This window comes from Nocardia sp. NPDC059229 (assembly GCF_042754165.1).
Classification (GTDB): Bacteria; Actinomycetota; Actinomycetes; order Mycobacteriales; family Mycobacteriaceae; genus Nocardia.
On the sequence record NZ_JBHZAK010000009.1, the window covers coordinates 199,121 to 213,667 of the forward strand.

Consider the following 14,547-nt stretch of genomic DNA (forward strand, 5'->3'; position numbering starts at 1 on the left):
TCAAGATCAGATTCTGACTGGAACCGAATTGCATGAGGTCTTCGCGGTCAGAGGTTGTCCTTGAACTCCACAACCGGGTGGTGACACCCCTAGCCGAATCGCCCTCCTGGCATGCACCTGACCAATATTCACATTTTGCCCGTTTTGCACGAATAAGCCATGTGACACGCCAGCATGTGGCAATGCTTGACGTCCTAGTCCGCGATGGATAGATTTCCGCTCGGTTCCCATCCGCGCGTCGCTCACGGCCGCGATTTCAGCGGTTACCGAATATCGCGTGGTTCGCGGCCTGATCTGCGGGGGTGTCGACTCACACAGACGGAGAAGATGATCGTGGTGTTGGTCCAGCCATGCTCCAGGCCATCTGCCACACGACGCGATCAATGCTGCAATTATTCTTCGGCAGGTCCAGTTGATTTGTCTGAAATTCTAGAGCACAGAGCGGATGCAAGTATCCCATGCAGGCGATTCGGCTGTCCTCGCCGAACGCTCGCAGGTTACCGAGGCTTGACTCGATGTCGATTTAGAAATATACGCGCGAGAATTACACTCGCCACCGGCATTTGTGGCGTAGTAGCTGAAATTCTCTTTCCACATGAAAGGCGATCAATGAGCACAGGCAAACATAGAGCCCCCCACCAGCCCCGATGCAAATTGGTGTCGTTGGCCGTCGTGGGAGTAGTTCCAGTGACATTGGGGCTGGCGGGAACCGAGCCCGCGAACGCCGCGCCCACTGAGAGCACCGAAGTGTCGCAGTCCGACCAGTCTCAACAGGACCAGAGTCTGGCCGACCCGTCCCGACCCGGCCGGACTCAGCCTGAAGGATCGCAGCCTGAGCGGCTCCGGGGCGACCAGCCTCGACCCGACCAGCCGGTGCAGTGGCCCGCGGCTGAAGCACCCAATGTGCATCCGTACCAAGGCCTTCGGATTCCAGATAACACGCTGAGTTCGCTGCAGTGGGCGCGGCCGATGCCGGAGAACAAGTACCTCGCTCCCTTGGGAGAGTTGCATGCGCCCGTGCCGGTAGCCCCGGTGCCGCCGATTGCGCCCCCGCCCGGCAAATTGCGCTTCGGTGACGTGCAAGTCGATTCACCGGAGTGGCTGAATCGTGAGCAGGCAATCCAGCTGAACGATGGCGCCGCCCAAGCCGAGGCGGCCACGGCAACCTTCCTCGACTCGATCGGAATGGAGCGCAGCCGGTCCGACCGCGTCGCAGGAGAAATTATTGGCGGCGCTGCGGTCGGCGTAACGGCAGGGGCAGCGGCAGCGAGCCCCTTCGGGCTGTTCGGTGGGGTCGTCGGCGGCATGATGGGCACGGTGATCGGCCTGCCATTTGCGCCGATCGGCCTTGCGGCGGTTCCCGTAGGCGCTGCTTACGGTGCGGCCCTCATGGAGGTTCCCATTGCGGCCATCGGTGCCGGCATAGGCGCATCCCTCGGTGCGGTGCATGCACTCAGCGCACCGCCACGGACGGTCGGCGAATGACACCCGGTAGACGGACCGTGGGACCGCTGTCATACGAGGATCGAACCGCCTCGAGCACGGTCCGACAGGGATAGGCCACCGTCGAAACCGCACCCGCGGATGCATTCACACCGTCCTGGCCTCCCAAAACTGGAGCCCTGACCTCGGGCGAGTCGCGTTCGCGGGTGACGTGTCGGTCCGCCCGCGTGCGCAGCAAGTTCACGACCCGGACGCTCGAGGCCGCCAGCGTCCTCACTCGCGCCGCCCACGGCGCGGCCGCCTACGGCTCACCTCGGCTTCGGGGCGAAGTCGTCACCGCCGTGAAATTCCTGATCACCTCATACGACCTGCGTGCAAAATCTCCAATCCGCAATCGACGCATACGGATTGCCCCTGCCTGCGCATGCCTCTCAATAGCCGCCACGTAGGCGAGGTGGGCTGCGGTACATCGGCACTCTGCCCGTTGGGCTCTGCGAGCCGGTGCCGGCCACCGGCCGAGGGCGCCACTGCGACAGGGCGTGCGACTGCGGGTGTGTCCAGCAGAACGTGCAGACGGGCGATGAAGGCGTCGATGATCTCAATCACGTAGCTAATTCCGAGATATCGCTGACCTCCCGTGCCTGGGCACTCTCGATTCGTGCCACCAGCGCGGTATTCGGGCCGCTCCAGCACAGGATCTCGATACGGTGCGGTACGGGTGAGCCGACCGTGGAGCATGGCGGGAATCCGGGCGGGTTATCGCGCCGCATTCCCACTTCGGATCATCCGGCCGGGGTCACAGTGGACGGCTCCGGAATTGGTGCGCCGCTTCGCCGACTCCGAGCGGTGCACCGTGCTCGACGGCCGGGTGGATCGGCCCGCAGACTCTTCCTATCCACCCGGCCCGAGCAGCAATCGAACCGTCACCGTGGAAATGGTCGCTCGAGGGGAAGTGCTGGAGTGCAGATGTTCATCACCGGCCGGGTCAGCCGCCGCGGCGGTGAGGCCCACGTCGTCATCGGTGCACCGCGGCCGGTCGCCGGGTCCGCCCACGGTGACAAGGTCTGCCGCGTCGAAATCCGCCATGCGGACACCATTGTCCGGCTGCACCCCCAGCCGGGATCCATGCGGGCGGCACTCGACAACGCGCTGTGTGAGGTCACCCGGCATCTGGGCATCGACCTGCCAGGGTTGCTCGCACACGTCACGATCGGGCCCGCGGTGCCCCAGCCCCGGGTCGCACGGCGCCGGCACGGACAGCGTCGAAGCACGTGTGCATGAACTCTTCGAACACCATCAGCGGCGGCTCGACGCCGTACTCGACCGCGCACCTGTTGGGTTCAAACACCGGCCGGTCGGCTCTTTTCAGGTCAACAGCACCGGTTCCGAATTGCCGTTAGAACGAAAGAAGCCGCAGGTCGCTGACCTGTGTCGTCGTGCCGGCCTGCTTCCGAAACTCCTCGATATGGTCCGAGCCGCCGGCGCCGAGGCCGTATTCGTGCCCAGCGCAGTGCATTTCGACGGCGGCGAGGTGCCTGCACGGCTTGTCCGGTGAAAACCGCCCGACACGCTCGGCCAGGGCAAGGCAGCGGGTAACCGCATCTCGGCGTTGACGGCGAGGTCGCGTTTGGGTTTGCTGGACAGGTTGTCCGAAGCGTCGCCGGGTGCAGTGAACCGTGACATGCTTGCTTACGAGGCTTCGTGTCGGTGACCCTCGTCGGCGGGAATTCCGGAAGTCGGTGCGGTGATGCGATATCCGATCGGACGATCCCGGGAGCCGGGCACATGCCCGATCGCGCCCGGCACGGTGCCGCATCAACCGACCTGCGCAGGTCACCTGCAGTACATGCGGGGCGGGCGTGAATAGCCCACGGCTACCGCTGACGCCAGGGTCGACGTTCGGGAAGTATCGGCTGCGGCGGTTGATCGGTTCCGGCGGAATGGGCAGAGTGTTCGAGGCGCTCGATACCACCAAGGGCCGGGTAGTTGCCTTGAAAGTGCTGCCCGAACAACTGGCCGACGACCCGGTCTATCGGGCCCGGTTCCGGCGCGAATCCCACATCGCCGCAGTGCTGCAGGAGCCTCACGTCATCCCTATCCATGACTACGGCGAGATCGACGGGCTGCTCTACATCGACATGCGGCTCGTGCGCGGCGAAAGCCTGGGCACCGTGCTGAGAACCGCCGGCCCCCTGCCACCCGAGCAAGTCATCGCGGTGATCGGCCAGATCGCCGCCGCGCTCGACGCCGCACACCACGAAGGCCTGGTCCACCGCGACGTCAAGCCCGACAACATCCTGCTCACCCACGACGGGTTCGCCTACCTGGTCGACTTCGGCCTGGCCAACACGAACACCGACGAACGCCTGACCAAGACCGGTTCGGCGATCGGGTCGTTCAACTACATGGCACCCGAGCGTTTCCAATCCGGCCCGACCACGGCGGCCGTCGACGTGTATGCCCTGGCGTGCGTATTGCACGAATGCCTGACCGGCACCCACCCCTACCCGAACGACGGCAGCGATGCCGCTGTCATGCACGCACACATATTCGAACCTCCACCCCGACCGAGCACCCGCGCACCGGGAGTACCGGTCGCGATCGACGCTGTCGTTGCTCGCGGCATGGCGAAGTCAGCCGATCAGCGCTACGCCGGCGCCGGCGAACTTGCCGCCGCCGCCCGCGCCGCACTGGCATCCTCGCCCAGCGACGCCGAAGACGGCAGTCCCACCGTCACAGTCGACGGCGAGCCCACCGTTACGGCGCGTCCCACACCTGTGGCGACCTCCACACCCGAGGCCCGAGCCGGGCCGGCGGGCAGGCGCCGACCACGCCGGCTCTGGATCGCCGCTGCCGCTGCCGCGGTCGCGGTCGTGGCCGCCGCGGCCGTCGGCGCCTGGCCGCTGCTCCACAAGTCCGGACCACCAAGGACAGGGCCGGCGAAAGCCGAATTCACCGACGACGATGTCACCCTGCTGAAAATCCTGCCCCCGACGTACAGCCGCAGCACTTGTCATCACCAGAACCCGGGGACCTACGGGGACAAAGCCCATCTCGCATGCGACGGGATTGCCGAAATCCGTTCGGCCAGCGGCGATTTCCATCTGTTTCCCAATGCCGATGCACTACACCTGACCTACCGCCGCGTCAGCCGCGATCTCCACGCCGGCAGCTGTCCGGGCGATCCACCCGGCCCCGACGGCCCCGTGACGAAGGCCGGCAGGGAGGTCGGGCGGATGGCCTGCTTCACGCGTGGGACGACGACACCACCGACACCGGCGCTGATCCAAACAGACGAGGCGGCCTTCGTCATAGCGGTTTTCTTCTTCGACGAGTCGGCCGGCGGCAGCGCCGCATTGGCCTATCAGGTGCGCGACAAGGGAGACGGGAATTCGCTTTTCAAGACCACTCCGGCGGACCCTGACTTCTACACTCCGGCCGACCGCGTGCTGCTCGCCAAACTCCCCGCCGCCTACAACCCACGGTACTGCCGACACGTCGAACCCCCCTCCAGCAATGTGACCGCCGCCGCTTTCTGCTTCGGCAACGAGTCCCGTGTACCGTTTGCAGCTTTCTCGCAGTCTCCCGACCATGCGGCCGCGAGCCGGGTTTTCGATTTCTTCAGGACCCTGCTCGACGGTCACGGCTGCGACGATGCGTCGGTTCCCGACCAATCGTGGATTCGAAAGGGCACGACGGTCGGCCGGTTCGCCTGCGCCACCGATCGATCAACCGGGCAGCCCTCTCCGTCGCTCCTCGCTGTGGATCAGAGCGCTGATACCGTCATCGGCTTCCTATCCGACCGGCCCGATTCCCCCTACAACCGTCCCAAGTCCGAACAGGAATTGGTCGACTGGTTCACAAGGAACTTTCAGTAGACGCCGGCGTCCGGGGCCGCGGCATGACGGCTCTCGATCCTGCCGCCTCGCCGCGACGCACCAGCGGCCCAAGCACGCGGCATTCTGAGCGGCTGCAGTCCTCGACATGCTGAAAGGGGCCTACCCGAACCAGCGGGCGAACGCCGGTTTGAATAGGCCCCTTATGGTGGTTCTAGCTGGGATCGAACCAGCGACCCCTCGCGTGTGAGGCGAGTGCTCTCCCGCTGAGCTATAGAACCGCGGGCTGTCGCCGAGGCGACTGTTCGGACCGGCGTTTGCGGTGCCGCTCGAACGAGAATGAAGATTACACACCCGGTCGCTGTCACACCAAATCGCGTGCACAACAGCGTAAAACTGAGGTTTCTGAGGGCGGTGTGATGGGTGAGGCTTCACCGGCGCGTTGCCGAGGCGACACGGGCCCGTCGCCCGGGCGCGGTGGGATGGATCGCGATTCGTGCCCACCCGGTTCTCCCCGCCCCGGACGACCGGCGGAACTACATGCCTGTAGTTCAGATTTACCCCCTCCTACCAGGCGATTTGTTACCTGCGCAGATCGTCGGCTAATGTTCTCTCTCGTCAGCGGGACAGCCGAAAGGCGCCCGGGACGAAATGCGGATGTAGCGCAGCTGGTAGCGCATCACCTTGCCAAGGTGAGGGTCGCGGGTTCGAATCCCGTCATCCGCTCGAGAGGCCAACACGGCCTGCTTGGCGGTGTGGCCGAGTGGTGAGGCAACGGCCTGCAAAGCCGTGCACACGGGTTCGATTCCCGTCGCCGCCTCTTCTTTTTTGAAGAGCAGAAGACCCGCGCGATTAGCTCAGCGGGAGAGCGCTTCCCTGACACGGAAGAGGTCACTGGTTCAATCCCAGTATCGCGCACCATGTTTCATACAGATCAGGCCCGGCTCACGCCGGGCCTTTCTGCTGTCTCGGGCGAAATCGGCGGGGCGCCCGCGCGCGGTGATCGGCGAGATCTATCGTTTGTTTGTTGATGCGTCTTGGACGTCATCAGCGAGCAGTGGCGAGGATGAGGACAGTTTCGGGCCCGGCCCGGTCGGATCATCGGATCGTCGAAGGGATACGTGATGGCCACGGTTTCACCCGAGAGCGTCGGCGAGAGCAACGAGCACGAACCCGTTTTCCACCCCTACCATCACCCCGCGGCCGGCTGGGGTGCGGCCAAGAGCGTGACCGGTTTCCTGGCCCGCGAGGGCGAGCCCATCATCGGGCCGCGTGCGATCCTGAAGATGAACCACGAGAACGACGGCTTCGACTGCCCCGGGTGCGCATGGCCCGACGATATGAAGGGCCTGCATCTCGACATCTGCGAGAACGGCATCAAGCACGTCACCTGGGAGATGACCCACAAGCGTGTCGGGCGCGAATTCTTTGCGGCCCATACCGTCACGGAGCTGTCGGGGTGGAGCGATTTCGACCTGGAGAACCAGGGTCGGCTGACGGAACCGATGAGCTACGACCCCGATACCGACCGCTACGTCCCCATCTCCTGGCCGGACGCGTTCGAGATGGCCGGGCGCGCGCTGCGGGAGCTGGACGATCCGAATCGGGCGGCGTTCTACACCTCCGGCCGGCTCGGCAACGAGGCCACGTTCCTGTATCAACTGCTCGCGCGGGAGCTCGGCACCAACAATCTGCCGGACTGCTCGAACATGTGCCACGAAGCCAGTGGCCGCGCATTGCAGGCCTCGCTCGGAACCGGCAAGGGCACAGTCGATCTGAAGGATTGGGAAGCGGCGGACGCGCTGTTCATCCTGGGGGTCAACGCGGCCTCGAACGCGCCGCGCATGCTGACGGCGCTGGTCGAAGCCCACAAGCGGGGCGCGCGGATCGTGCACATCAACCCGCTGGTCGAAGCCGCGGCGCGCAAGGCGATCATCCCGCACGAATTCCTCGCGATGGCCACCTTCCGGGCGACGCCGACCAGCAACCTGAACCTGCAGCCCCGCATCGGCGGCGATATGGCCCTGCTCCGGGGTATGGCCAAAGCCGTTCTGGAGCAATCGAAGTCGGATCCGAAGGCGCTGGACCACGAATTCATCGACCGCTACACCAGCGGGTTCGACGCCTATCGCGCGGTCTGCGAGGCCACCTCGTGGGCCGAGATCGAACAGCTGTCCGGAGTCAGCGAAGCGCGAATCCGTGCGGCGGTGGACATCTACCGTGCCGCCGACCGCACCATCGTCAGCTGGTGTCTGGGAGTCACCCAGCACGAGCACGGCGTCGATACGGTGCGCGAGATCGTGAACCTGCTGCTGCTCCGCGGCAATCTGGGCCGCGAGGGCGCGGGTCCGTCACCAGTGCGCGGGCACAGCAATGTGCAGGGCAATCGCACCTGCGGCATCGACCATCGGCCCACCGAGGCGTTCCTGGATCGGCTCGGCCAGGTGTGCGGCATCGAGCCGCCGCGCGCGCACGGCCTGGACACGGTCGCCACCATCGAGGCGATGACGGCCGGGCGGGTGACGGTGTTCATCGGGATGGGCGGGAACTTCGCGCTCGCCGCGCCGGACACCGCCTACACCTTCGAGGCATTGCGCAACTGCGAGTTGACGGTTCACGTCAGCACCAAACTCAATCGCAGCCATCTGGTGCACGGACGCCGTGCGCTCATCCTCCCCTGCCTGGGCCGCACCGAGAAGGACATGCAGCGCAACGGGATCCAGTCCAGCTCGGTGGAGGACTCGATGAGCATGGTGCATCTGTCGACCGGCATGAAGAAGCCCGCGTCCCCGCATCTGCTCTCCGAACCGGCGATCATCGCCGGGATCGCGCGGGCCGCGCTGCCCGACAGCCGCACCCCCTGGCAGGACTACGTCGGCGACTATGACCGCATCCGCGACACCATGGCCGCCGTCCTGGACGGATTCGAGGACTTCAACCGCCGGGTGCGGTTGCCGCTCGGGTTCCGGATCCGCCAGCCCGCACGCGAACTCGTCTTCCGCACGCCGTCGGGGCGGGCGGAGTTCTCCGCGGCCCCGCTGCCGCAACTGGCACAGAACGCGGATGTGCTGACGCTGGCGACCATGCGCTCACACGATCAGTGGAACACCACCATCTATTCGGACAACGATCGCTACCGGGGCATCAAGAATCTGCGCACCCTGATCTTCATGAACACCGACGATATGCGCGAGCGTGGGCTCGGCGAGTTCGACGAGGTCGACATCACCAGCATCGCCCGGGACGGCAGCACGCGGAAGCTGAGCGGCTACAAGGTCATTCCCTATGACATTCCGCGGGGTTGCGCGGCCGGGTACATGCCGGAGATGAATGTGCTGTGCGCGATCGGCGACTACAGCACCCAGAGCGACCAGCCGATCATGAAGAACGTCAATGTACGGGTCGAGGCCTCGGGTCGCTGACCGGGCGTCGCGGAAACAGAGCTTTCGGCACTCGGCTCACGGACGAGGTTCGGGCGTCGGCGCGACGCCACCCCGATCCTCGGCCAGGGGCTCGGGCTGCGACGGCCCGGGAGTCGTCCGCGGCCGGGTGGCGATGGCCACGCAGATACCGGCGCCCACCCCGAGGATGGTGTCCGTGCCGCGGTCGAGCAGTAGCTGAACCGGGTCGGCGGGCGCGGCGAGGTCGGTCATCACCATGATCAGCGGGGTGAAGAAGCCCAGTGCGAGAGCGTAATTGCGGGCCATGAACAGTTCGGTGGGAAACAGCAGCAGCAAGACCAGCACGCCGAGCAGAGCCGCGGGCAGATGCGGCAACAGCAGGACCGCGGTGGCGGCCAGCGTCGGTCCGCTCGTCCCTCGCCACCCCGCGCGAACTCCGGCTCACACCGTCGGTGGGCGTGCCGTATCTCTGCAGGGTCTCGCAGGGGCACGACCCGGGCTCCGGCGGTGCGCAGCCACGTCGAGGGGATGACCGTGGCCCAGCGACCGGTGGTGACATGCGCGAAAAGGGTTGCGACCGAGTCGGTTTCGAGACGCGGGTGCGCGACCAGATTCCGGGTGGCAAGGGCGGCATCGACCAGCGACGGCCTCGCATTCCGGGATTCAGCAGGCACAGCGGCAATTCCACGATGTCGATCCAGTCGAGGGGGCTCGTCCGCTCGGCGACCAGGTCGGCGCCGACGAGCAGCACCTGCTCTTCGCGGTACAGGGGCGTGACGGTCAGTCCGGAGGTGTCCTGCCCGTCGGGGTAGATGACGCCGGCGTCGAGTTCGAACCGGCGCAACCGATCGACGATATCCGCAGAGGCGAGGCTGGTCTCGACGTGGACCCGCACCAGCGGATGCGCGGCGCAGAACGGGTCGGTGAGCAGCGCGATGGTCGCGGCGGAGGCGGGGATGACACCCAGCCGCAGCTCGCCGGACAAACCGGTCCGCAGCGCGGTGACCTCCTGTTTGAGCGCATCGTGGTCGGCCAGGATGCGGCGCGCCCACAGCACCAGCCGCTCCCCCTCGGGTGTCAGCCCCTCGAAGGTGCGCCCGCACTTCACGAGCGGCACCTTCAATTCGTTCTCCAGTTTGCGTATCGCCTCCGACAACGCCGGTTGCGAGACGTAGCAGGCGGCCGCCGCCCGCGCGAAATGACGCTCCCGCGCGAGCGCGACGAAATACTCGAGCTGGCGGAACAACATGGCCCTATTCGATCACGCCGATCCTGTGGTGCCTGCGATTCGCTTCATGGGCCGCCGCCGTGCGGATACCGGCCGCGGTGATCGGTCGGAGGCCCGCTTCCCTCGCTGGGCATCGACCCGGGATCCCCGCCGTCGCCGAGCTGTCTACTCACTCGGGGGTCTTTGTCCGCTTCGGGGTCGCTGCGACAGAAATGGGCGTGAGTTGGTTACTCTGCCTTGTCACGCCGTTACGGATTTCGCTCGACTCACGTTCGATCGACCCGGGGTTCGCTGGACCACACGGCTGTTGCCCTACATCGATGACTCGAGATCGTTCGCTTCGGTTCGTGGAGGAGGTGGGGTAATGAAGGCCGGGGTCGGCGTGGATACCCGAGACGGGTTCGATGCGATCGAACACGCGCGGGAGATGGCGGGGCGGCGCTTCCGGCTGGACGGGTATTACGAGGTCGGGCGCGAGAAGGTGCTGGAGTTCGCGGCAGCGGTTCAGGACGAGCATGCGGCGCATTGGGATGACGAGGTCGCGGCCGCGCTGGGGTATTCGGCATTGCCGGCTTCGCCGACATTCGTGGCGCTGCTGGGCGGCCCGGTGCTGCACGGGGTGAGCGAGCTGCTGAAGGGTTATGACCTGCGGGCTTCGGTGCACACGGATCAGGTGCTGGAGTTCCATCGGCCGGTTCTGGTCGGGGATCGATTGACCAGCAATGTGGTGCTGCAGTCGTTCCGGCAGGCGTTCGGCGGGGACATGCTGGTGTTCGAGAATATCGTCACCGATCAGTGGGGCGAGGCGGTGGTCACGGGGACGACCAGCATGATCTCGCGGTCGGAACGGTCGGCACAGACCGCGGAGGTGGCGCGGCGGATCGGGGCGCTGGTGCACCGCGGCCTGGACCCGTTCGTGCGGCATTCGCCCGAACGGGTCGAGCTCGTCGACTGGATCCCCACGCCGGCCACGTACCGGAGCACCCACTCGCGGGCGGTCGGCTCGCTCCGCGAATGCGATCAGTTGCCCAGTCGCACAGTCCTTCTCACCCTCGGCGATCTGGTCCGCTACGCGGGGGTGGCGGGCGACGCGAATCCGATCCATTGGCACCCCGACGCCGCCCGCATGGTGGGTCTGGAGCGTGGCGTGGTCGCCCACGGCATGCTCACCATGGCCTATGCCGGCGCCTTCGTCACGTCCTGGCTGGGTGATCCGGGCGCGCTGAAGCGGCTGAGTGTGCGCATGAGCAATCCGGTCTACGTGGGCAGCGAGGGGCCGGCCGCGATCGAATTCACCGGCAAGGTCAAGTCGATCGATCCGGTGGCCGGCACCGCCGCGGTCGCGATCACCGCAATGCACGAGGGCCGCAAGGTATTCGGCCGCGCCACCGCCGTGGTCCAGCTGAGCTGATCCGGCCCGGCCGGCGTCACTTCACCCGAAACGGCAGTCCCGGGGCTCGATGTAGGGCGTTCACCCGGCGTCGAACGGTGAATGCGGCGGTCACGTCCGGCAATCAGTGTGAACGCTGGGAGCGGATGAGGGCTCCGGGCCGGGCGCCGGTGTCCTCGCCGTCGCGGAGCACGACCTCGCCGGAGACGATGGTCGCGCGGTAGCCTTCGGCGCGCTGTAGCAATCGGCGAGCACCACCGGGCAGGTCGTAGGCCATGGCGGGCGGCAGCAGGCGTAGCGCCTCGAAGTCGATCAGATTGAGGTCGGCCTTCTTACCGACGGCGATGACGCCGCGGTCGTCCAGGCCGTACATCTGGGCGGTGTCGTAGGTCATCTTCCGGATCGCCAGGGGCAGCGGAATGCGTTCGCCCCGCGCACGATCGCGCGCCCAATGGGTCAGCAGGTAGGTGGTGTTGGAGGCATCGCAGATCGCGCCGACGTGCGCGCCGCCGTCGCCGAGACCCACCGCGGTGGCGGGATGCAGGAGCATCTCGCGGATCGGATCCTGCGTGAAGCGGGAGTAGTTGAGCAGCGGGCGGTAGAACAGTGCCCGGCCGTCGCGGGAGAGCAGCTGGTCGTAGATGTAGTGGAACGGTTCGACTCCGGCGCGGGCGGCGTCGCCGGCCAGGCTGGTTTCCGGGTCCGGTTCGTAGTCGGGCGGGTCGCCGAGGGTGAATGTGCGGTCGAGTCCCATGCTGATGAAGGCCATCGGATTGTCGGGGAGATCGGCCTCGGTCAGGATCGTCTCGCGCAGCGCGGGATCGCGGAGTTCGGCGACGAGGGCGTCCAGGTTCTGGCCCGCGCGTTCGACCGCGGCCTGGTAGGAGGGCCGGAACGAGAACGGATTGAAGGTCTGCAGGCCGATCAGCAGGCCCAGTGGCCGTGCGGAAACCTGTGGGCGCACCGGGATTCCGGAGTCGAAGGCGGCGGCGGCCGCGTCCAGCAGGCGTTTCCAGTCGTCGGGTGCGCCGTCGTGCTGCAGGAGGCCGAAACTCACTGTGCGGCCGGTCTGTTCGGCGAGGCGCAGCATCCAGGCCAGTTCGCGATCGGGGGCGGCGAGGTCTTCGCCCATGATGCCGGCGGGGGCGAGTTCGAACACGCCCGCGCCCGCGTCGGCCAGCGCCTGGCCGATACCGAACAGTTCCTCCTCGGCGGCGAAGGTGCCGGGCACGGGTTCGCCGTCGATGGCGCGGTGCACGATCGTGCGTGAGGTCGAAAAGCCCAGTGCCCCGGCCTCGATGCCCTCGCGCACCAGTTTGGCCATCATGGCGATGTCCTCGGGCGAGGCCGGGTCGTTCTTCGCGCCCCGCTCCCCCATCACGTACGCACGCACCGCGCCGTGCGGCACCTGCGTGCCGACGTCGATGGCCAGCGGCAGCCGGTCCAGCGCGTCGAGGAATTGCGGAAAAGACTGCCAATCCCACCGGATTCCGGTCGACAGCGCCGCGCCCGGAATGTCCTCGACGCCCTCCATCAGCCCGATCAGCCACTCCCGCTTCTCGGGCGTGACCGGGGCGAACCCGACTCCGCAGTTCCCCATCACCACGGTGGTCACGCCGTGCCAGCAGCTGGGCGTGAGCTGCGGGTCCCAGGTGATCTGCCCGTCGTAATGCGTGTGGATGTCCACGAAGCCCGGGGTGACCAGCAGCCCCGTCGCGTCGATCCGGTTCTGCGCCACCGCGTTCGCGAGCGCCCCGGGCGCGGCGATCGCCGCGATCCGTCCGTTCTCCACCGCGATGTCGGCCGGATACGGTTCCGCTCCGGTCCCGTCGACGATCGTGCCGTTGCCGATGATGAGTGAGTAGCTCACGAGAGGTCCTAGCAATCCAGATTCGCTAACACTGCACAGACTAACTAGACATGACGTCAGCGAAGTGGGAATCGGGAGAATCGGTTCTGATCAGCGCGTTCACGCGCCGGAAATTATGGTGGAGCCCATGAGAATTCGGCGGTGGCGGCGGGTTTATCTGGCTGCCGAGTACGTGGCGTTGTTCTTCGGCGGGACGACCCTCTACAACGCGGTACTGCGGGGGAAGCCGCCGATTCCGGCGCTGCTGGTGCTGGGGACCGGGGTGACGGTGTATCTGCGGCGGTCGAAGGGATTCGATCGAGGGTCGCTGTGGCGGGCGGAGGCGTTCCCCGAGCAGGCGCGGTCGATGGCGGTGACCGCCGGGGCGAACGCGGTGGCGCTGACCGCCGTGACCGCGGTACTGCGCCGGGAGGATCTGTTCGATCTGCCGCGGCGGAATCCGCTGATCTGGCTGGCGGTGATGGTGCTGTATCCCGCTCTGAGCGTGTATCCGCAAGAGTTGATCTTCCGGTCGTTCCTGTTCCACCGCTACCAGCCGGTGTTCGGTGACGGGCGGGCGATGGTGGCGGCCAGTGCCGCGGCATTCGGCTATGTGCACATCGTGTTCGGAAGCTGGTTCTCGGTGGCGGCGAGCAGCGTCGGCGGGTGGTTGTTCGCCGCGCGGTACATGCGGACGCAGTCGCTGTTCACCGCCTCGGTCGAGCACGCGCTGTACGGGATGCTGGTGTTCTCCGTCGGGCTGGGGCGCTACTTCTATCACGGCGCCGCCCCGGCCGCCCGAATTCAGTTGGGGGCCATCAGAACCGCCTGACGCGACGGTGCGGGCTGGGCGAAGACCGCCACGGTGACGATGAGCACGAAGGCCAGCAGTGCCGTCGTGGTGCGGGCGATGTGGAACAGCTCCCAGCGGTGCAGCAGCTGGGCATAGTCGGCGGGGACCGGGCCGACCGCCCACTGCTTGATCTTGCCGTTGATGGGGACGTTGCCGAATCGCGTGATGACGAAGCTCGTCACCTCGAGGCCGAACGAGGTGGCAGCCAGACGGCGCACGAGACCGCCGCTGTAGACGGCCAGCAGCAGTGAGGTCAGCGCGGCCAGCGCCATGGCCGATTGCATGACGGGACCGTTGACCTTCATGAGGGCGGTGTGGAAGGCGAAGCGGACGTCCAGGGGGACGGTCTTGAATGCCTGGGCGACATTGATCAAGCCGTAACCGAATGCGCCGCACAGGTATCCGGTGGTGAGCAGTGCGGCTGCGGTGAGCAGGCGGGTGCGCATGGGCGAGCCTTTCGAGAGGTCAGTGGTGCGCAGATAGTTCATATTTCTGAACAGTTCTGATTTTTGAACCTGTATCCTGACTCTGTCAAGACAGCAATTCG

General features: G+C 66.3%; 10 protein-coding genes, 4 tRNA genes and 1 pseudogene. 10 read left to right on the forward strand and 5 right to left on the reverse strand.

Annotated elements, in window-relative coordinates:
* Positions 1-969: 969 nt before the first annotated feature.
* The 4 genes from ACFXHE_RS21965 to ACFXHE_RS21980 all read left to right on the forward strand — a co-directional run bounded on the left by ACFXHE_RS21965 (position 970) and on the right by ACFXHE_RS21980 (position 5,321).
* Positions 970-1,485 (forward strand): hypothetical protein, encoded by a 516-nt coding sequence (locus ACFXHE_RS21965; RefSeq protein ID WP_379385701.1) that lies wholly within the window; start codon positions 970-972, stop codon positions 1,483-1,485.
* Between the two features lie 924 nt (positions 1,486-2,409).
* The gene (locus ACFXHE_RS21970) at positions 2,410-2,724 is read left to right on the forward strand and encodes a hypothetical protein (protein ID WP_379385703.1); all 315 of its coding nucleotides are present in this window, start codon (positions 2,410-2,412) and stop codon (positions 2,722-2,724) included.
* Positions 2,717-2,998, forward strand: a complete 282-nt coding sequence (locus tag ACFXHE_RS21975) for a hypothetical protein (protein ID WP_379385705.1) — start codon at positions 2,717-2,719, stop codon at positions 2,996-2,998. The genes ACFXHE_RS21970 and ACFXHE_RS21975 overlap by 8 nt, the downstream gene beginning before the upstream one ends.
* Positions 2,999-3,302: 304 nt before the next feature.
* Positions 3,303-5,321: a serine/threonine-protein kinase gene (locus tag ACFXHE_RS21980; protein ID WP_379385707.1), complete on the forward strand. Its 2,019-nt coding sequence runs from the start codon at positions 3,303-3,305 to the stop codon at positions 5,319-5,321.
* Positions 5,322-5,485: 164 nt separating this feature from the next.
* Here ACFXHE_RS21980 and ACFXHE_RS21985 read toward each other — a convergent pair.
* Positions 5,486-5,560: transfer RNA gene (locus ACFXHE_RS21985), tRNA-Val, on the reverse strand.
* 372 nt (positions 5,561-5,932) lie between these two features.
* Here ACFXHE_RS21985 and ACFXHE_RS21990 point away from each other — a divergent pair.
* The 4 genes from ACFXHE_RS21990 (at position 5,933) to ACFXHE_RS22005 (ending at position 8,701) form a co-directional block, all read left to right on the forward strand.
* A tRNA-Gly gene (locus tag ACFXHE_RS21990) sits at positions 5,933-6,005 on the forward strand.
* Between the two features lie 23 nt (positions 6,006-6,028).
* A tRNA-Cys gene (locus ACFXHE_RS21995) sits at positions 6,029-6,099 on the forward strand.
* Positions 6,100-6,125: 26 nt separating this feature from the next.
* Positions 6,126-6,200 (forward strand) — tRNA-Val (locus ACFXHE_RS22000).
* Positions 6,201-6,403: 203 nt separating this feature from the next.
* Positions 6,404-8,701: an FdhF/YdeP family oxidoreductase gene (locus ACFXHE_RS22005; RefSeq protein ID WP_379385708.1), complete on the forward strand. Its 2,298-nt coding sequence runs from the start codon at positions 6,404-6,406 to the stop codon at positions 8,699-8,701.
* A gap of 36 nt (positions 8,702-8,737) precedes the next feature.
* Here the strand turns inward: ACFXHE_RS22005 and ACFXHE_RS22010 are convergent, their stop codons facing one another.
* Positions 8,738-9,055, reverse strand: coding sequence for an FUSC family protein (locus ACFXHE_RS22010; RefSeq protein ID WP_379385710.1), 318 nt, complete (start codon positions 9,053-9,055; stop codon positions 8,738-8,740).
* A gap of 98 nt (positions 9,056-9,153) precedes the next feature.
* Positions 9,154-9,929, reverse strand: a pseudogene (locus tag ACFXHE_RS22015) (LysR family transcriptional regulator); the annotation flags it as partial.
* Between the two features lie 343 nt (positions 9,930-10,272).
* Between ACFXHE_RS22015 and ACFXHE_RS22020 the strand changes: the two are divergent.
* Positions 10,273-11,319, forward strand: coding sequence for a fused (3R)-hydroxyacyl-ACP dehydratase subunits HadA/HadB (locus ACFXHE_RS22020; RefSeq protein ID WP_379385712.1), 1,047 nt, complete (start codon positions 10,273-10,275; stop codon positions 11,317-11,319).
* A 103-nt stretch (positions 11,320-11,422) separates the two neighbouring features.
* Here the strand turns inward: ACFXHE_RS22020 and ACFXHE_RS22025 are convergent, their stop codons facing one another.
* Complete coding sequence (locus ACFXHE_RS22025; RefSeq protein WP_379385714.1) at positions 11,423-13,168, reverse strand: amidohydrolase family protein; 1,746 nt, start codon at positions 13,166-13,168, stop codon at positions 11,423-11,425.
* A 127-nt stretch (positions 13,169-13,295) separates the two neighbouring features.
* On the opposite strand from ACFXHE_RS22025, the gene ACFXHE_RS22030 reads away from it, so the two are divergent.
* Positions 13,296-13,979 carry a CPBP family intramembrane glutamic endopeptidase gene (locus ACFXHE_RS22030; protein WP_379385716.1) on the forward strand — a complete coding sequence of 228 codons (684 nt, stop codon included), beginning with the start codon at positions 13,296-13,298 and terminating at the stop codon, positions 13,977-13,979.
* Here ACFXHE_RS22030 and ACFXHE_RS22035 read toward each other — a convergent pair.
* Positions 13,952-14,488: a DUF1772 domain-containing protein gene (locus tag ACFXHE_RS22035; RefSeq protein WP_379385718.1), complete on the reverse strand. Its 537-nt coding sequence runs from the start codon at positions 14,486-14,488 to the stop codon at positions 13,952-13,954. The two genes, ACFXHE_RS22030 and ACFXHE_RS22035, sit on opposite strands and share 28 nt — an antisense overlap.
* Between the last annotated feature and the right edge of the window lie 59 nt (positions 14,489-14,547).